The organism is Mesorhizobium sp. USDA 4775 (assembly GCF_054062655.1).
Window position 1 is genome coordinate 1,727,510 of sequence record NZ_JBSSFM010000001.1, and the last position, 13,569, is coordinate 1,741,078.

Below are 13,569 nucleotides of genomic sequence, written 5' to 3' on the forward strand. Positions count from 1 at the left end.
GCATGCGTACGCCGCTTATCGATCGACGGGATTTCCTCAAGGCCGGGGGTGTCGGCTTCATTGCCGCGATGGCGCCGTCGGCCTGGGCGAAGACGCTTGCCGCCGACGCCGTTTTCGCCACCGCTTTCGTCAAGCGCGACGGCAGTTTTGGTGCCGCCGTGCTGTCCGAGGCCGGCAAGGTGCTGCATGCGATCGACCTGCCCGATCGCGGCCATGACGTCACCTTTGATCCCGTATCGAAGCGTTCGGTGGTCTTCGCCCGCCAGCCCGGCACCTTCGCCGTCGTTTTCGATCATTCGGGCCGTGACGCGCCGCAGACCATCGCCAGCATCGCCGGCCGGCATTTCTTCGGCCATGGCGTGTTCTCGCCCGACGGCGCGCTGCTCTATGCCACCGAGAACGATTTCGACAATGCGGCCGGCGTCGTCGGCGTCTACGATGCGCGGGCGAAATTCACTCGCATCGGCGAATTCCCGACCTATGGCGTAGGCCCGCACGAACTCCTGCTCATCGGCGACGGCCGGACGATCGCGGTCGCCAATGGCGGCATCGAGACCCATCCCGATTATGGCCGTGCCGAGCTCAACATCGCCACCATGAAGCCGTCCTATGTGCTCATCGACCGCCTCACCGGTGACCTGATCGAAAAGCATGAATTGCCGGCTTCCCTGCACCAGCTGTCGATCCGCCACATGGACACCGACCCATCTGGCACCGTCTGGTTTGGCTGCCAGTACCGGGGGCCGGGTACGGATCGTCCGCTGCTGGTCGGCCGCGCCGTGCGCGGCAAGGAGTTGCGGCTTCTCGACATGCCGCGGGACGTGCTGTCCGGCTTCCGCAACTATATCGGCTCGGTTGCCGCAAATTCGGCTGCCGGCACCATTGCCGTCTCGTCGCCGGAAGGCAATTCGCTTGTCGTGATCGATGCGGCCAGCGGCCGGATCGTATCGTCCAGCGCGCTGGTCGAGGTCTGCGGCCTGGCGCCGGACGGATCGGGCTTCATGGCCACCACGGGCGCCGGCGAGATTATCGAGGGCAGCGGCGCGACACGGTCAGAGCCGGGCTATGTCTGGGACAACCACATGCTGCGCATCGAACCGGTCTGACAGCGCCGGCGGAACCGAAGCCGCTTAACAAATTATGCTTGCGGTGGCGCGCCCTGGCGGGCACAGGGAAGTGTTTCTCGGAACCGGTCGTTTCATGAAAGTGCTTGCCATCGACTGTGCCGCCAGCCTCTGCGCCGCCTGCGTCTACGACGCGGCGGCCGGGCGGGAGCTTGGCCGCGCGGTGCTCGATCTCGGCAAGGGCCATGCCGAGCACCTGATGGCCGTCATCGCCGAGGCGCTGAACGCCGCCGCAACCGACTATCCCGGCCTTGGCGCCATTGCCGTTTCCGTCGGCCCCGGCTCCTTCACCGGTCTGCGCGTCGGCGTGTCGACCGCGCGTGGCCTGGCACTAGCATTAAAGATTCCGGCGATCGGCGTGACGACGCTCGAAGCGCTCGCCGCCGAAGCCGCAACTGCGTTTCCCGGCCGCGTGGTGCTGGCGGCGCTCGATGCCGGCCGCGAGGAGATCCACGCAGCGTTGTATGACAAAGCGTTAGTTTTGACTTACGGTCCAGCGGTGACCACGCTGCCTGAAGCCACTGCCTTGGCGATGGACAACTCTGCTGTGCTGGCAGGTACTGCAGCGGCACAGGTCGCGGGCTTGGACGGCCGTGGTTTCGATATCGGGCCACAGACGGCGACCGCTGATATTCTCACCTACGCCCGTCTGGCCGCCGCCAAGGGCGAGGGCGAAAGGCCGAAACCACTTTACCTGCGCGGCGCGGATGCAAAGCCGCAAGCCGGATTTATTCTTTCGAGGCAACAAAATTAATGCGCATACCTTTTCTCCAACCACGCCGCCGGGACTATGCGCTCGAGCCGCTCAGGATCACCGACAGCCCCGCGGTCTCGGTGCTGCATCGTGAGGATTTTGTCCGTCCCTGGACCGATGGCGAGTTCGCCGCCCTGCTCGAACAGGACACCGTGTTCGGTTACGCCGCACGCGAGACCGGACAGGGCGGCAAGCCGCCTGTCGGCTTCGTGCTGGCCCGTCTGGCCGCTGGCGAGGGCGAGATCCTGACGGTCGCGGTGGCGCGCTCGCACCGCCGCCAGGGACTGGGCTGGCAGCTGATGGATGCGGTGCTGCGCGAACTGCACGCCCAGCGCGCCGAAGCGCTGTTCCTCGAGGTCGACGAGACCAATGTCGCCGCGATCGCCCTCTACCGTCGCTTGGGCTTCCGCGAAGTCGGCAAGCGCCCGGACTACTACAAGTCGCCCGATCGCGGACCGACCGGCGCGCTTGTCATGCGCCGCGATCTTCGCTAGCGAGACGCCGCATGACCCCGACAATCGGTTCCGATTTTCGGAAAGGATCATGCGCCACAATTAGGGTGTTACAGCGTCCTTTGCGCGTCCAAGAGGACGCGCGGCGCTGTAATGGCAGGGCCAGGACAGTATGATCGGAAAAATCAGGATTTTCCTGGCCCTGGGCCTTGTCGTCGCCGGTTCGCTGGTCCTGGTGCCTTTGCAGATCCTGTCGATGAAGACCGGCTGGTGGCCGGAAACCGTCATTCTCAAGATCTGGCACAGGCTGATCCTCAGGGCGCTCGGCATGCGCGTCCATGTCAAGGGAACGCTATCCGACAAGCGCCCCTTGCTGGTTGCCTCCAACCACATCTCCTGGACCGACATCATGGTGCTTGGGTCCTTTGCCGATGTGAAGTTCATCGCCAGGGCCGATATGGAAGGTTGGCCGCTGATCGGCATGCTGTCGAAACTGCAGCGCACTGTCTTCATCGAGCGCGAACGCAAGCGTTCTTCCGGCGACCAGGCAAGCGAGATCGCCAATCGCATGGCCAAGGGCGATGCCATGGTGCTGTTCGCGGAGGGATCGACCGGTGACGGCAATGCCGTCCTGCCGTTCAAGAGCACGCTCTTCGGCGCCGCCTCGATGGCGCTTTCGGAGGGCGCGGCCGAGCAGGTGTTCATCCAGCCCGTGGCGATCGCCTATACGCGCCTGCACGGCGTGCCGCTCGGCCGTCGCCACCGGCCGATCTCGGCCTGGATCGGCGACGAGGACCTGATGCCGCATCTCAAGGTGCTGATGGCGGAGGGCGCGCTCGACGTCGAAGTGCATTTCGGCCAGCCGGTCGCCTTTGCCAAAGGCTCGAATCGCAAGGAAACGGCCAGGCTGATGGAAAGCCAGGTGCGCGAGATGATGCAGGCGGCACTCGCCGATCCGCGCCCGAGCCGCTAGCCCGGACCCTGCGCCTGCGCATGCACACCGAGAATCGTCTGTTTTTTGTCACGGAAAGGCGTTAGAAGCCGCCGGATGGACTTGAACACGATTGAAAGCGACGACATTGGCACGGTGGCCGGACAGTCGGCAAAGCGCGCCACGGCAGCGAAAAAGGTCTTCATCAAGACCTATGGCTGCCAGATGAACGTCTATGATTCACAGCGCATGGGCGATGCGCTGGCCGCCGACGGCTACACCGCGACCGATGCCATCGACGAGGCCGATCTGGTGCTGCTCAACACCTGCCATATCAGGGAGAAGGCGGCCGAAAAGGTCTATTCCGAGCTCGGCCGCATCCGTGACATGAAGGCGGAGCGCGCCCTTGCCGGCCGCGAACTGCTAATCGGCGTCGCCGGCTGCGTGGCGCAGGCCGAGGGTGCCGAGATCATCCGGCGCTCGCCGGCCGTCGACCTGGTCATCGGACCGCAGACCTATCACCGTCTGCCCGACGTGCTGGCGCGGGTGCGCGGCGGCGAGAAGATCGTCGAGACCGACTACGCCATCGAAGACAAGTTCGACCATCTGCCGCAACCGAAGCGCGCCGAGGTCATCAAGCGCGGAGTAACCGCCTTCCTCACCGTGCAGGAAGGCTGCGACAAGTTCTGCACCTTCTGCGTCGTGCCTTATACAAGGGGCTCGGAAGTGTCGCGGCCGGTGGCGCAGATCGTCGCCGAGGCCGAGCGCCTGGCCGAGGCCGGCGTGCGCGAGGTGACGCTGCTTGGCCAGAACGTCAATGCCTGGCACGGCCAGGGCGAGAACGGCGAGGAATGGGGCCTTGGCCGCCTGCTGTTCCGACTGGCCGAAATTCCCGGCCTGGCGCGGCTGCGCTACACCACCAGCCACCCGCGCGACATGGATGACGAACTGATATCAGCCCACCGCGACCTGCCGTCGCTGATGCCCTATCTGCATCTGCCGGTGCAATCGGGCTCCGACCGCATCCTCAAGGCGATGAACCGCAGGCATACGGCCAGGGATTATCTGGCGCTGCTCGACCGCATCCGCGCTGCCCGGCCCGATATCGCTTTGTCCGGCGATTTCATCGTCGGCTTCCCCGGCGAGACGGAGGCCGATTTCGAGGCGACGATGGAACTGGTGCGCCAGGTGAAATACGCCTCGGCCTTTTCGTTCAAATATTCGCCGCGTCCCGGCACGCCGGGCGCCGAAATGGCCGATCATGTCCCGGAAACGGTCAAGGACGAGAGACTGCAGCGGCTGCAGGCATTGCTGTTGAAGCAGCAGCAGGACTTCGGTTCGAGCCTGGTCGGCAGCACCATCGACACGCTGATCGAGAAGCCCGGCCGGCAGGCCGGCCAGAAGGTCGGCCGCTCACCTTGGCTGCAGCCGGTTATTGTTGATGAAAAGGCCGGCGAAATCGGTGACATTATCCAGGTGCGAATCACGAAGACGGGCTACAATAGCCTGTTCGCCGAATTGGCCTGATGGTCTCGGCAGATGAGGAGAGACGGTTGAGCGCAGCAGAGCTGAAGAACCTGCCCCCGGTACCGGCATCTGGGGCTTCTGACATGGCGCACATCGTTCTGACTTTCGACAACAACAAGCTTGCCAGCGCCCTTTACGGTCAGTTCGACGAGAACCTCGCCCGGCTCGAGCAGAAGCTCGGCGTCGACATCCGCTCGCGCGGCAACCAGCTGACCATCAAGGGGTCGGCTTCGGCCGCCGAACAGGCGCGCCGTGCCTTGGACAATCTCTACGGCATTCTGCAGAAGGGCGTCGATATCGGCCAGTCCGACGTTGACGGCGCCGTGCGCATGGCGGTCGCCGCCGACGATCAGCTGACGCTGCCGACGCTGGAGCGCAAGGGCAAGGTCTCCGCGGCCCAGATCGCCACCCGCAAGAAGACCATCTATGCCCGTTCGCTGAACCAGGACGCCTATATGCGGGCGCTGGAACGGTCGGAACTCGTGTTCGGCATCGGTCCGGCGGGCACCGGCAAGACCTATCTGGCGGTGGCGCACGCGGCGATGCTGCTCGAGCGCGGCATGGTCGAGCGCATCATCCTGTCGCGGCCGGCCGTCGAAGCCGGCGAACGGCTGGGCTTCCTGCCCGGCGACATGAAGGAAAAGGTCGATCCCTATCTGCGGCCGCTCTACGATGCGCTCTACGACATGATGCCGGCCGACAAGGTCGAGCGCGCTATTGCCGCCGAAGTCATTGAAATCGCGCCGCTCGCCTTCATGCGCGGCCGTACGCTGGCGCATGCCGCGGTCATCCTCGACGAGGCGCAGAACACCACGCCGATGCAGATGAAGATGTTCCTGACCCGTCTCGGCGAGAATTCCCGCATGATCGTCACCGGCGATCCGACGCAGATCGACCTTCCCCCGAGCACCAAATCGGGCCTGGTCGAAGCCTTGCGTGTCCTCGATGGCGTGGCCGGCGCGGTCACTGTGCGTTTCAACGATGTCGACGTCGTTCGCCATCCGCTGGTGGCGGAAATCGTCAGGGCCTATGACCGCGACGCCAAGCTGGCGCGCGGCCTCGGCGCCGAGAATTGATTTTTGACGATGCGGCTTCATGCCTGAGGACAATTCATCCGGCGACGGGGAGCCTCCCGTCGACATCGATATATCGGTCGAAGCGGGTGATTGGCCCGATGAGGCAAGCCTGACACGGCTAGTCGATCGGGCGGTTGGTGCTGCTTTCACCGAGACCGGTGTGACGGGCCGTTCCGAACTCAGCGTCGTTTTTTCCGACGACGCCCATATACGCATGCTCAATGCCGAATGGCGGGGTAAGGACAAACCCACCAACGTCTTGTCTTTCCCGGCTTTTCCGTTTGTGCAAGGCGGCCCACTGCCGCCGATGCTGGGCGATATCGTGCTCGCCGCCGAGACGGTTTCTCGCGAGGCGGCACTGGAAGACAAGCCAGTGCAGAACCATATCACCCATCTTGTGATCCACGGCTTGCTGCATTTGCTGGGCCATGATCACGAGACCGACGCCGAGGCCGAGGAGATGGAGGCCATCGAACGCGCAGCGCTCGCAAGGCTTGCCATTCCCGATCCCTACGCGTAACTACATCTGACAATTGACCGGACGACGATGAACGACAAACCAGAGACTGCCGCCCGCCCCGACGCCGGCAGTGCGCCCAAGGCTTCCGATACGTCGGAAGAGGGATCAAGTCCGAGTACCGTTACCACTGGTGTTGCCAACACCGGCGGCGCAGCCAGCGAGCCTTCGCCTGCCGGACCCTCCCTGTTCGATCGTGTTTTGGGCCTGTTTCGGCAGCGCAACGGCACCAGCCTGCGCGAGGAAATCGCTGACGCTCTGGCCGAGACGGCGAGCGATGCCGAATCCTTCTCGCCTGGCGAGCGCGCCATGCTCAACAACATCCTGCGGCTGCGCGAAGTGCGCGTCGAGGATGTCATGGTGCCGCGCGCCGATATCGAGGCGGTCGAGATCACCACGACGCTCGGCGATCTTCTGGGCACCTTCGAACAATCCGGCCATTCCCGCATGCCGGTCTATTCCGAGACGCTCGACGATCCACGTGGCATGGTCCATATCCGCGACGTGCTGGCCCACATCACCAAGCTCGCGCGCGTCAAGAAGGGGCGCACGACCAGGAAGACGCCCGTCGCCACGCAGCTCGATCTCGCCCAGGTCGACCTCGCGCGCACCATCGGCGAGCTCAATCTGATCCGCCAGGTCCTGTTCGTGCCGCCCTCGATGCTTGCTTCCGACCTGATGGGCCGCATGCAGACGACGCGCACGCAGATGGCGCTGGTCATCGACGAGTATGGCGGCACGGATGGCCTTGTCTCGCTCGAGGACATTGTCGAAATGGTCGTCGGCGACATCGAGGACGAGCATGACGACGACGAGCCGATGATAACCCAGGCCGGCGACGGCGTCTTCATCGTCGACGGCAAGGCCGAGATCGACGAGGTCGCCAAGATGATCGGCGAGGATTTTGCCGCCGGCGAACATGGCGAGTACGTCGACACGATCGGCGGCATGATCTTCAACACGCTTGGCCGCGTGCCGGCGCGCGGCGAGGTGGTGCAGGCCATTCCGGGCTTCGAGTTCCATGTCCTCGATGCCGATCCGCGCCGCGTCAAGCGCGTGCGCATCGTGCAAAGCCAGAAGGGCGAGCGCCGTCGCCGCGCCACGGCCCGCACCGAACAGGCCTGAGTTTCCGCTGCCGATGACGGTTGACGACCCGTTCAAGCATTCAAGTCTGGGTTCCGGTGTCTTCTACAGGGATCCGCGTGCCGCGCTGGCGTGGCTCGAAGCGGCTTTCGGCTTCGAGCGCAGAATGGTGGTGAGCGATGCCGATGGAAACCTCGTCCACGCCGAGATGCGGTTCGGCGACTGCACTATCATCGTCGATTCCGAATGGAGCGATTATGTCGCGAGCCCGGCTTCGGTCTCGGGCAAGAACACGCAGTCGGTCTATGTCAGGCTGAAGGATGGCCTGGATGCGCATTGCGAGCAGGCGCGGGCAGCCGGCGCCGACATAATCCAGGAGCCGATGGACCAATTCTACGGCGAACGCCAGTATCGGGCTCGCGATCCCGAGGGCCATGTCTGGACCTTCACCCAGCCCATCCGTTGCGTTTTCCGCGAAGAGGCCGAGCGGCTGAGCGGTCTCAGCATCGACGGCTGGCACCGGTAGAGCTGTGGCTGGGTCATTGCGGCTGATCAGCCGCGTTTGGAGCGCGGGCCGCGGCCTGATAAATCTTGCGTCCTGATTCGCGCGACTCGGAAGTATGCATGGAGCGCCTGGCCGGCCGGATAATTCTGCTTTGGGGTTGGCGGCGTGCGCTCGTGGCCTTTCTTGCCGGGGCGCTGGCTGTGCTCGGCCAGGCGCCCTACGATTTCTTCGCCGCCTGCTTCATCTCGTTTCCGGTGCTGGTCTGGCTGCTCGACGGCGCGACCGGCGAAGCTTCAGGCAGCCTTTTCAGACGCTTGCGGCCGGCCTTCGCCGTCGGCTGGTGGTTCGGCTTCGGCTATTTCCTCGCCGGTCTCTGGTGGATCGGCTCGGCGCTGCTGGTCGAGGCCGATGAGTTTGCCTGGGCGCTTCCCTTCGCCGTGGTCGGCATTCCCTTCGCACTCGCCTTTTTCTACGGCTTCGCGACGATGGTCGCCCGGCTTCTGTGGAGCAGCGATATCGGCCGCATCGCCGCCCTTGCCTTCGGCTTCGGGCTGACGGAGTGGCTGCGCGGCTTCCTGTTCACCGGTTTTCCCTGGAATGCCATAGGCTACGCGGCAATGCCGGTGCCTCTCCTCATGCAGAGCGTGTCGGTGACCGGCATGATCGGCATGAACGTGCTTGCCGTGTTCCTCTTTTCATTACCGGCGCTGCTGGCGGCGCGCCGGCATCTGCGCCTGGGTGCGGCACTGTTCATCCTGCTTGCGTCAGCCCATGTCGGTTTCGGCTACATCAGGCTTACCGCTCCTGAAAAACCGGCGGAGCGCAGTCTCGATGTCCGCATCGTTCAGCCTTCCGTCGACCTCAGTGAAAAATGGGACGCCTCGGTGCGCGACCGCATCTTCGCCACCTTGCTCGGCCTGTCCGCCAAGGCGCAGGACCCTGGTCACGGCAAGCCGCAACTCATTCTTTGGCCGGAAACCTCGGTTCCGTTCCTCTTCACCGAGCGCCCCGACGCGTTGACGGCGCTGGGCGACATGCTGGCCGATGGCCAGATGCTGATCGCCGGCGTCGTTCGCGAGGAAGGCGGCTCGGCGGCCAGCACCGACAGCCGCTATTACAATTCCGTGGTGGCGATCAACGACAGAGGCGAGATCGTCGATGCCGTCGACAAGGTCCATCTGGTGCCGTTCGGCGAGTACCTGCCTTTTGCCGACCTGCTCAACCGTTTCGGCATCGCGCAGCTTGTCGCCGGACCGGTGACGTTCACCGCCGGCAACGAGCGCCACGCCATCACACTGCCGGGCGGCATCCGTGCCCCTGCCTTTTATCTGTTACGAGGTGATCTTTCCCGATCTGGTGGCAGTTGACGCTACGTCAGCGCAGCTTATTGTGAACGTTACCAATGATGCCTGGTTCGGGGACACACCGGGACCGTATCAGCATTTCAGGCAGGCCCAGATTCGCGCGGTGGAGAACGGATTGCCCTTGCTGCGTGCTGCCAACAACGGCATCTCGGCCGTCGTCGACCCACACGGACGCATCGTCGATGCACTGGCCATCGACGCGCGCGGAGCCATCGATGTGAAGGTGCCGATTGCCGGACAGACGGTCATTTCCTCGGGCCAGCGGCGCATTAACGGAATCCTGATCATGTTGCTGTTTGCGCTCGGAGGAGCGCTATTGAGCGTAAGGCAAAGGCTACGGGTGAATTGACAGTCGACACATTAGAAACTCATACTGTATCGCCTGAAAATTTCTCGAAGTCGGTGGATCGGTCTGTTGGGGCAGTCGCCCCCGGCTTTTTTTGGGCGGGAAAAAATCACAAAGCCGAAAAAATTCGGCGAGGAAAAAATGACAGAAGAAAACAAGAAGAAACCCAATCCCATAGACATTCACGTTGGAAGCCGCATCCGGCTTCGCCGCAACATGCTCGGAATGAGCCAGGAAAAGCTGGGCGAGAATCTCGGCATCACATTTCAACAGATCCAGAAATATGAAAAGGGCACCAACCGCGTCGGCGCCAGCCGGCTACAGGCGATAGCCTCGATACTCGGCGTGCCCGTCGCCTTCTTCTTCGAGGATGCGCCGGGCCAGGAAGCGGTGGCCGGCCGCGGCTTTTCCGAGGATGCGTCGATGGCTTTCGCCGTCGAATTCTGCGGCAGTCCCGAAGGCCTTCAGCTCAACCGGGCCTTCGTCAAGATCGCCGACGTCAAGGTGCGCCGCAGGATCATCGACCTGGTGAAGTCGCTCGCCGCCGACGATCTCGACTGACCCTCGATACGCCTCGAACCGGCGGCATTCGCCGCCGGTGGCACAAGATATCGACATCGACAGTCGTGCCAGAATGGCGGCGACGCTTGACGAGCGGCGCTTTGCCCCGCTAACACGTGGCGCGCCAAAATCGGCAGCCTGCCGATCGTTTTTCAAGAGGGGACACCCGTGACGCGGCAGAACTACTTCTTTACCTCGGAATCCGTTGCCGAGGGCCATCCCGACAAAGTCTGCGACCGGATCTCCGACGAGATTGTCGATCTGGTCTACCGTGAGGCCAAGAAGACCGGCATGGACCCATGGAAGGTCCGTGTCGCCTGCGAGACGCTCGCCACCACCAACCGCGTCGTCATCGCCGGCGAAGTGCGCGTCCCCGAGACGCTGCTGAAAAAGGACAAGGCTGGCAACATCCTCAAGGACGCCGCGGGCCACCCGGTGGTGAATCCGGCAAAATTCAAATCAGTCGCCCGCAAGGCGATCCGCGAGATCGGCTACGAGCAGGCCGGCTTCCACTGGAAGACGGCCAAGATCGAGGTTCTCCTGCATGGCCAGTCGCCAGACATCGGCCAGGGCGTCGACAACGCCGCCGACCGCCAGGGCGAGGAAGGTGCGGGCGATCAGGGCATCATGTTCGGCTATGCCTGCCGCGAGACGCCGGACCTGATGCCGGCGCCGATCTACTACAGCCACAAGATCCTCGAACTGCTGGCCGCCGCCCGCCACCAAAACAACGGCGAGGCCGGCAAGCTCGGCCCGGACGCCAAGAGTCAGGTCACCGTCCGCTACGTCGACGGCAAGGCCGCCGAGGCAACCCAGATCGTGCTGTCGACCCAGCATCTCGACGCGACATGGGACTCCAAGAAGGTCCGCAAGGTTGTCGAACCCTACATCCGCGAGGCGCTTGGTGATCTCAAGATCGCCGACGATTGCATGTGGTATATCAACCCGACCGGCAAGTTCGTCATCGGCGGCCCGGACGGTGACGCTGGCCTCACCGGCCGCAAGATCATCGTCGACACTTATGGCGGCGCGGCACCACATGGCGGCGGCGCCTTCTCGGGCAAGGACACCACCAAGGTCGACCGGTCGGCAGCCTATGCGGCGCGCTATCTGGCCAAGAATGTCGTGGCGGCGAAGCTTGCCGACCGTTGCACCATCCAGCTTTCCTACGCCATCGGCGTCGCCCAGCCTCTGTCGGTCTATGTCGACCTGCACGGCACCGGCAAGGTCGACGAGGCAAAGCTCGAGGACGCGCTGCGCACCGTGATGGACCTGTCGCCGTCGGGCATCCGCCGTCACCTCGACCTTAACAAGCCGATCTATGCCAAGACGTCGTCCTACGGCCATTTCGGCCGCAAGGCCGGCCGCGACGGATCTTTTTCCTGGGAAAAGACCGATCTCGCCAAGGCGCTCAAGGATGCTGTCGCGGCCTGAAGCTGCGACAGACCCAGCACCGCCAGATGAGCCCGCAAGACAGGCCAAGCCGTACGACCGAAGCCTTTTTCGGTCGTCGGCGCGGCAAGCCCGTCCGTCCGCAGCAGGCGGCGGCCCTGGAAAACGGGCTTGATGCCTATCGGCTCGATCTGACGGCTGATGCGCCGTCGGATCTGCGCACTCTGTTTGAAACTGAAGTTTCGGCCGTCCGGCTCGAGATCGGCTTTGGCGGCGGCGAGCATCTTCTGCACCGCGCCATCGAGGCGCCGACAACGGGCTTCATCGGCATCGAGCCCTTCGTCAACGGCATGGCCAAGATGATGATGGCGGTGCGGGCAAGGCCGCTGGCCAATTTGCGGGTCCATGACGATGACGCCACCCGGCTGCTCGACTGGCTGCCGCCGGCCTCGCTCGACGGCATCGATCTTCTCTATCCCGATCCATGGCCGAAGAAGAAGCACTGGAAGCGGCGTTTCGTCAGTCCGGTCAATCTCGAGCGTTTCGCGCGCGTCTTGAAACCGGGCTCAAAATTCCGCTTCGCGTCCGATATCGATACCTATGTAAACTGGACCTTGCTGCATTGCCGGGCGCATGGCGCCTTCGCATGGCAGGCGGCCGAAGCCGCCGACTGGCATCGTCCCTATGAGGGCTGGCCTGGCACGCGTTACGAGGCGAAGGCCGTTCGCGAAGGCCGGCGGCCTGCCTATCTGACCTTTGTCAGGAAATAGGCGCGCCCCCTCGCCAGATTTTCAGAAACGGCCGATTCTGTTGAAGATGGCCGGATCCATGCCGAGCTTGCGCAAGTCGTCGGCGCGCGGCTTGCGGCCGGCTTCCACGGCGCGCGACGCGGCAACCGCGCCGCCAAATGCGGTGAAGAGGTCGCCCAGGGCGGAAAATAGTCTGCGATTGCTCATGATCTTGTCCTTTCGCGCGCCACCGCGCGCCGCTTCTGTTCGTGTCGTGGCTAATAAATAAGAGCGCCCCTCCGGATGTCACAGGGGGATTGGCGCATGGTGGCCATGCGCCTGGAGCAATGCTGACGCTGTCGACCCTTTTGCCGGTTCGGCACGGCGGGCTTGAAACACCGGCCATGTTCGTTTATATCAGCGTCAAATTCTTGGTCGGTATGACGAAGAGTGGGTCCACCCGGTCCCGCTCTTTTTTATTACCTGCCGATAGGTTCGAAACGACAGGTACTTGATGACTGCAACGGCAAGCGAAGGTGACGACCGCATCATCCGCGAAAGCGGCATTGATGCGCGCATTGCGCTGATCGTCCAGCCGGTGCTGCGCGGCATCGGCTTTCGCCTCGTGCGGGTGCATCTGTCCGGCCAGAACGGGCTGACGCTGCAGATCATGGCCGAACGCGAGGACGGCACCATGACCGTCGAGGATTGCGAAGAGGTCAGCCGCGCGGTGTCACCGGCGCTCGATGTCGATGATCCGATCGAAAAGGCCTATCATCTCGAAGTCTCTTCGCCCGGCATCGACCGGCCGTTGGTGCGCAAATCGGATTTCGTGACCTGGACCGGTCATCTGGTAAAGATGGAAACATCGGTCATCGTCGCGGATCGCAAGCGATTCAAGGGCAAGATCGCCGAGGCCGGTGAGAACGACGTGCTGATCGAGCGCGACAAGGCGGCCTATGGCGAGGAACCGACAGTGCGCGTGCCTTACGACGCCATTGCCGAAGCCCGGCTGATCCTGACCGACGACCTCATTCGCGATGCGTTGTCGAAGGACAACAGGGCGCGCAAGGAAGCCAAGAAACGCCGCGGCGAACCGGATGACGACGTGCCCGAGGGTGCTGAGACGGACGCCACGGAAGAACACGAACAGGAAAGTTGATTGAGCTGCCGGCCCCAAAGGTCCGGCAAACAGGCTCGGGAGAAAAA

At 63.6% G+C, this 13,569-nt stretch carries 14 protein-coding genes and 1 pseudogene; 14 read left to right on the plus strand and 1 reads right to left on the minus strand.

The genetic code is table 11. The annotated features are described in order from the left end of the window. The first annotated feature begins 2 nt into the window (after window positions 1-2). The 13 genes and pseudogenes from ACVILI_RS08510 (at window position 3) to trmB (ending at window position 12,402) form a co-directional block, all read left to right on the plus strand. A complete protein-coding gene (locus ACVILI_RS08510) occupies window positions 3-1,106 on the plus strand; it encodes a DUF1513 domain-containing protein (RefSeq protein WP_038652018.1) in 1,104 nt (367 codons plus the stop codon). A 94-nt stretch (window positions 1,107-1,200) separates the two neighbouring features. Further along, the gene (tsaB, locus tag ACVILI_RS08515) at window positions 1,201-1,878 is read left to right on the plus strand and encodes a tRNA (adenosine(37)-N6)-threonylcarbamoyltransferase complex dimerization subunit type 1 TsaB (RefSeq protein WP_038652020.1); all 678 of its coding nucleotides are present in this window, start codon (window positions 1,201-1,203) and stop codon (window positions 1,876-1,878) included. After that, window positions 1,878-2,372 carry a ribosomal protein S18-alanine N-acetyltransferase gene (rimI, locus tag ACVILI_RS08520; protein WP_019863060.1) on the plus strand — a complete coding sequence of 165 codons (495 nt, stop codon included), beginning with the start codon at window positions 1,878-1,880 and terminating at the stop codon, window positions 2,370-2,372. Before tsaB ends, rimI begins: the two co-directional genes overlap by 1 nt. A 130-nt stretch (window positions 2,373-2,502) precedes the next feature. After that, window positions 2,503-3,303 (plus strand): lyso-ornithine lipid O-acyltransferase, encoded by an 801-nt coding sequence (olsA, locus tag ACVILI_RS08525; RefSeq protein ID WP_038652022.1) that lies wholly within the window; start codon window positions 2,503-2,505, stop codon window positions 3,301-3,303. Between the two features lie 75 nt (window positions 3,304-3,378). Continuing rightward, window positions 3,379-4,788 carry a tRNA (N6-isopentenyl adenosine(37)-C2)-methylthiotransferase MiaB gene (gene miaB / locus ACVILI_RS08530; protein WP_038652024.1) on the plus strand — a complete coding sequence of 470 codons (1,410 nt, stop codon included), beginning with the start codon at window positions 3,379-3,381 and terminating at the stop codon, window positions 4,786-4,788. An 83-nt stretch (window positions 4,789-4,871) separates the two neighbouring features. After that, complete coding sequence (locus ACVILI_RS08535; RefSeq protein ID WP_019863063.1) at window positions 4,872-5,864, plus strand: PhoH family protein; 993 nt, start codon at window positions 4,872-4,874, stop codon at window positions 5,862-5,864. A gap of 19 nt (window positions 5,865-5,883) precedes the next feature. Next, on the plus strand, window positions 5,884-6,384 hold the full coding sequence (gene ybeY, locus ACVILI_RS08540; protein ID WP_038652028.1) for an rRNA maturation RNase YbeY: 501 nt from the start codon (window positions 5,884-5,886) through the stop codon (window positions 6,382-6,384). Window positions 6,385-6,411: 27 nt separating this feature from the next. Next, the gene (locus tag ACVILI_RS08545; protein WP_019863065.1) at window positions 6,412-7,506 is read left to right on the plus strand and encodes a hemolysin family protein; all 1,095 of its coding nucleotides are present in this window, start codon (window positions 6,412-6,414) and stop codon (window positions 7,504-7,506) included. Window positions 7,507-7,519: 13 nt separating this feature from the next. Continuing rightward, complete coding sequence (locus tag ACVILI_RS08550) at window positions 7,520-7,990, plus strand: VOC family protein (RefSeq protein WP_038652030.1); 471 nt, start codon at window positions 7,520-7,522, stop codon at window positions 7,988-7,990. A 98-nt stretch (window positions 7,991-8,088) separates the two neighbouring features. Next, a pseudogene (gene lnt / locus ACVILI_RS08555) lies at window positions 8,089-9,682 on the plus strand (apolipoprotein N-acyltransferase). Window positions 9,683-9,820: 138 nt separating this feature from the next. After that, complete coding sequence (locus ACVILI_RS08560) at window positions 9,821-10,240, plus strand: helix-turn-helix domain-containing protein (RefSeq protein ID WP_027047724.1); 420 nt, start codon at window positions 9,821-9,823, stop codon at window positions 10,238-10,240. A 168-nt stretch (window positions 10,241-10,408) separates the two neighbouring features. Continuing rightward, a complete protein-coding gene (gene metK / locus ACVILI_RS08565) occupies window positions 10,409-11,674 on the plus strand; it encodes a methionine adenosyltransferase (RefSeq protein ID WP_010913316.1) in 1,266 nt (421 codons plus the stop codon). Between the two features lie 26 nt (window positions 11,675-11,700). Beyond that, entirely contained in the window at window positions 11,701-12,402 is a 702-nt protein-coding gene (gene trmB, locus ACVILI_RS08570) for a tRNA (guanine(46)-N(7))-methyltransferase TrmB (protein WP_038652034.1), read from the plus strand. 21 nt (window positions 12,403-12,423) lie between these two features. Here the strand turns inward: trmB and ACVILI_RS08575 are convergent, their stop codons facing one another. Beyond that, the gene (locus ACVILI_RS08575; protein ID WP_019863068.1) at window positions 12,424-12,588 is read right to left on the minus strand and encodes a hypothetical protein; all 165 of its coding nucleotides are present in this window, start codon (window positions 12,586-12,588) and stop codon (window positions 12,424-12,426) included. A gap of 286 nt (window positions 12,589-12,874) precedes the next feature. Between ACVILI_RS08575 and rimP the strand changes: the two genes are divergently transcribed. Beyond that, entirely contained in the window at window positions 12,875-13,522 is a 648-nt protein-coding gene (rimP, locus tag ACVILI_RS08580; protein ID WP_457102391.1) for a ribosome maturation factor RimP, read from the plus strand. Window positions 13,523-13,569 lie beyond the last annotated feature (47 nt).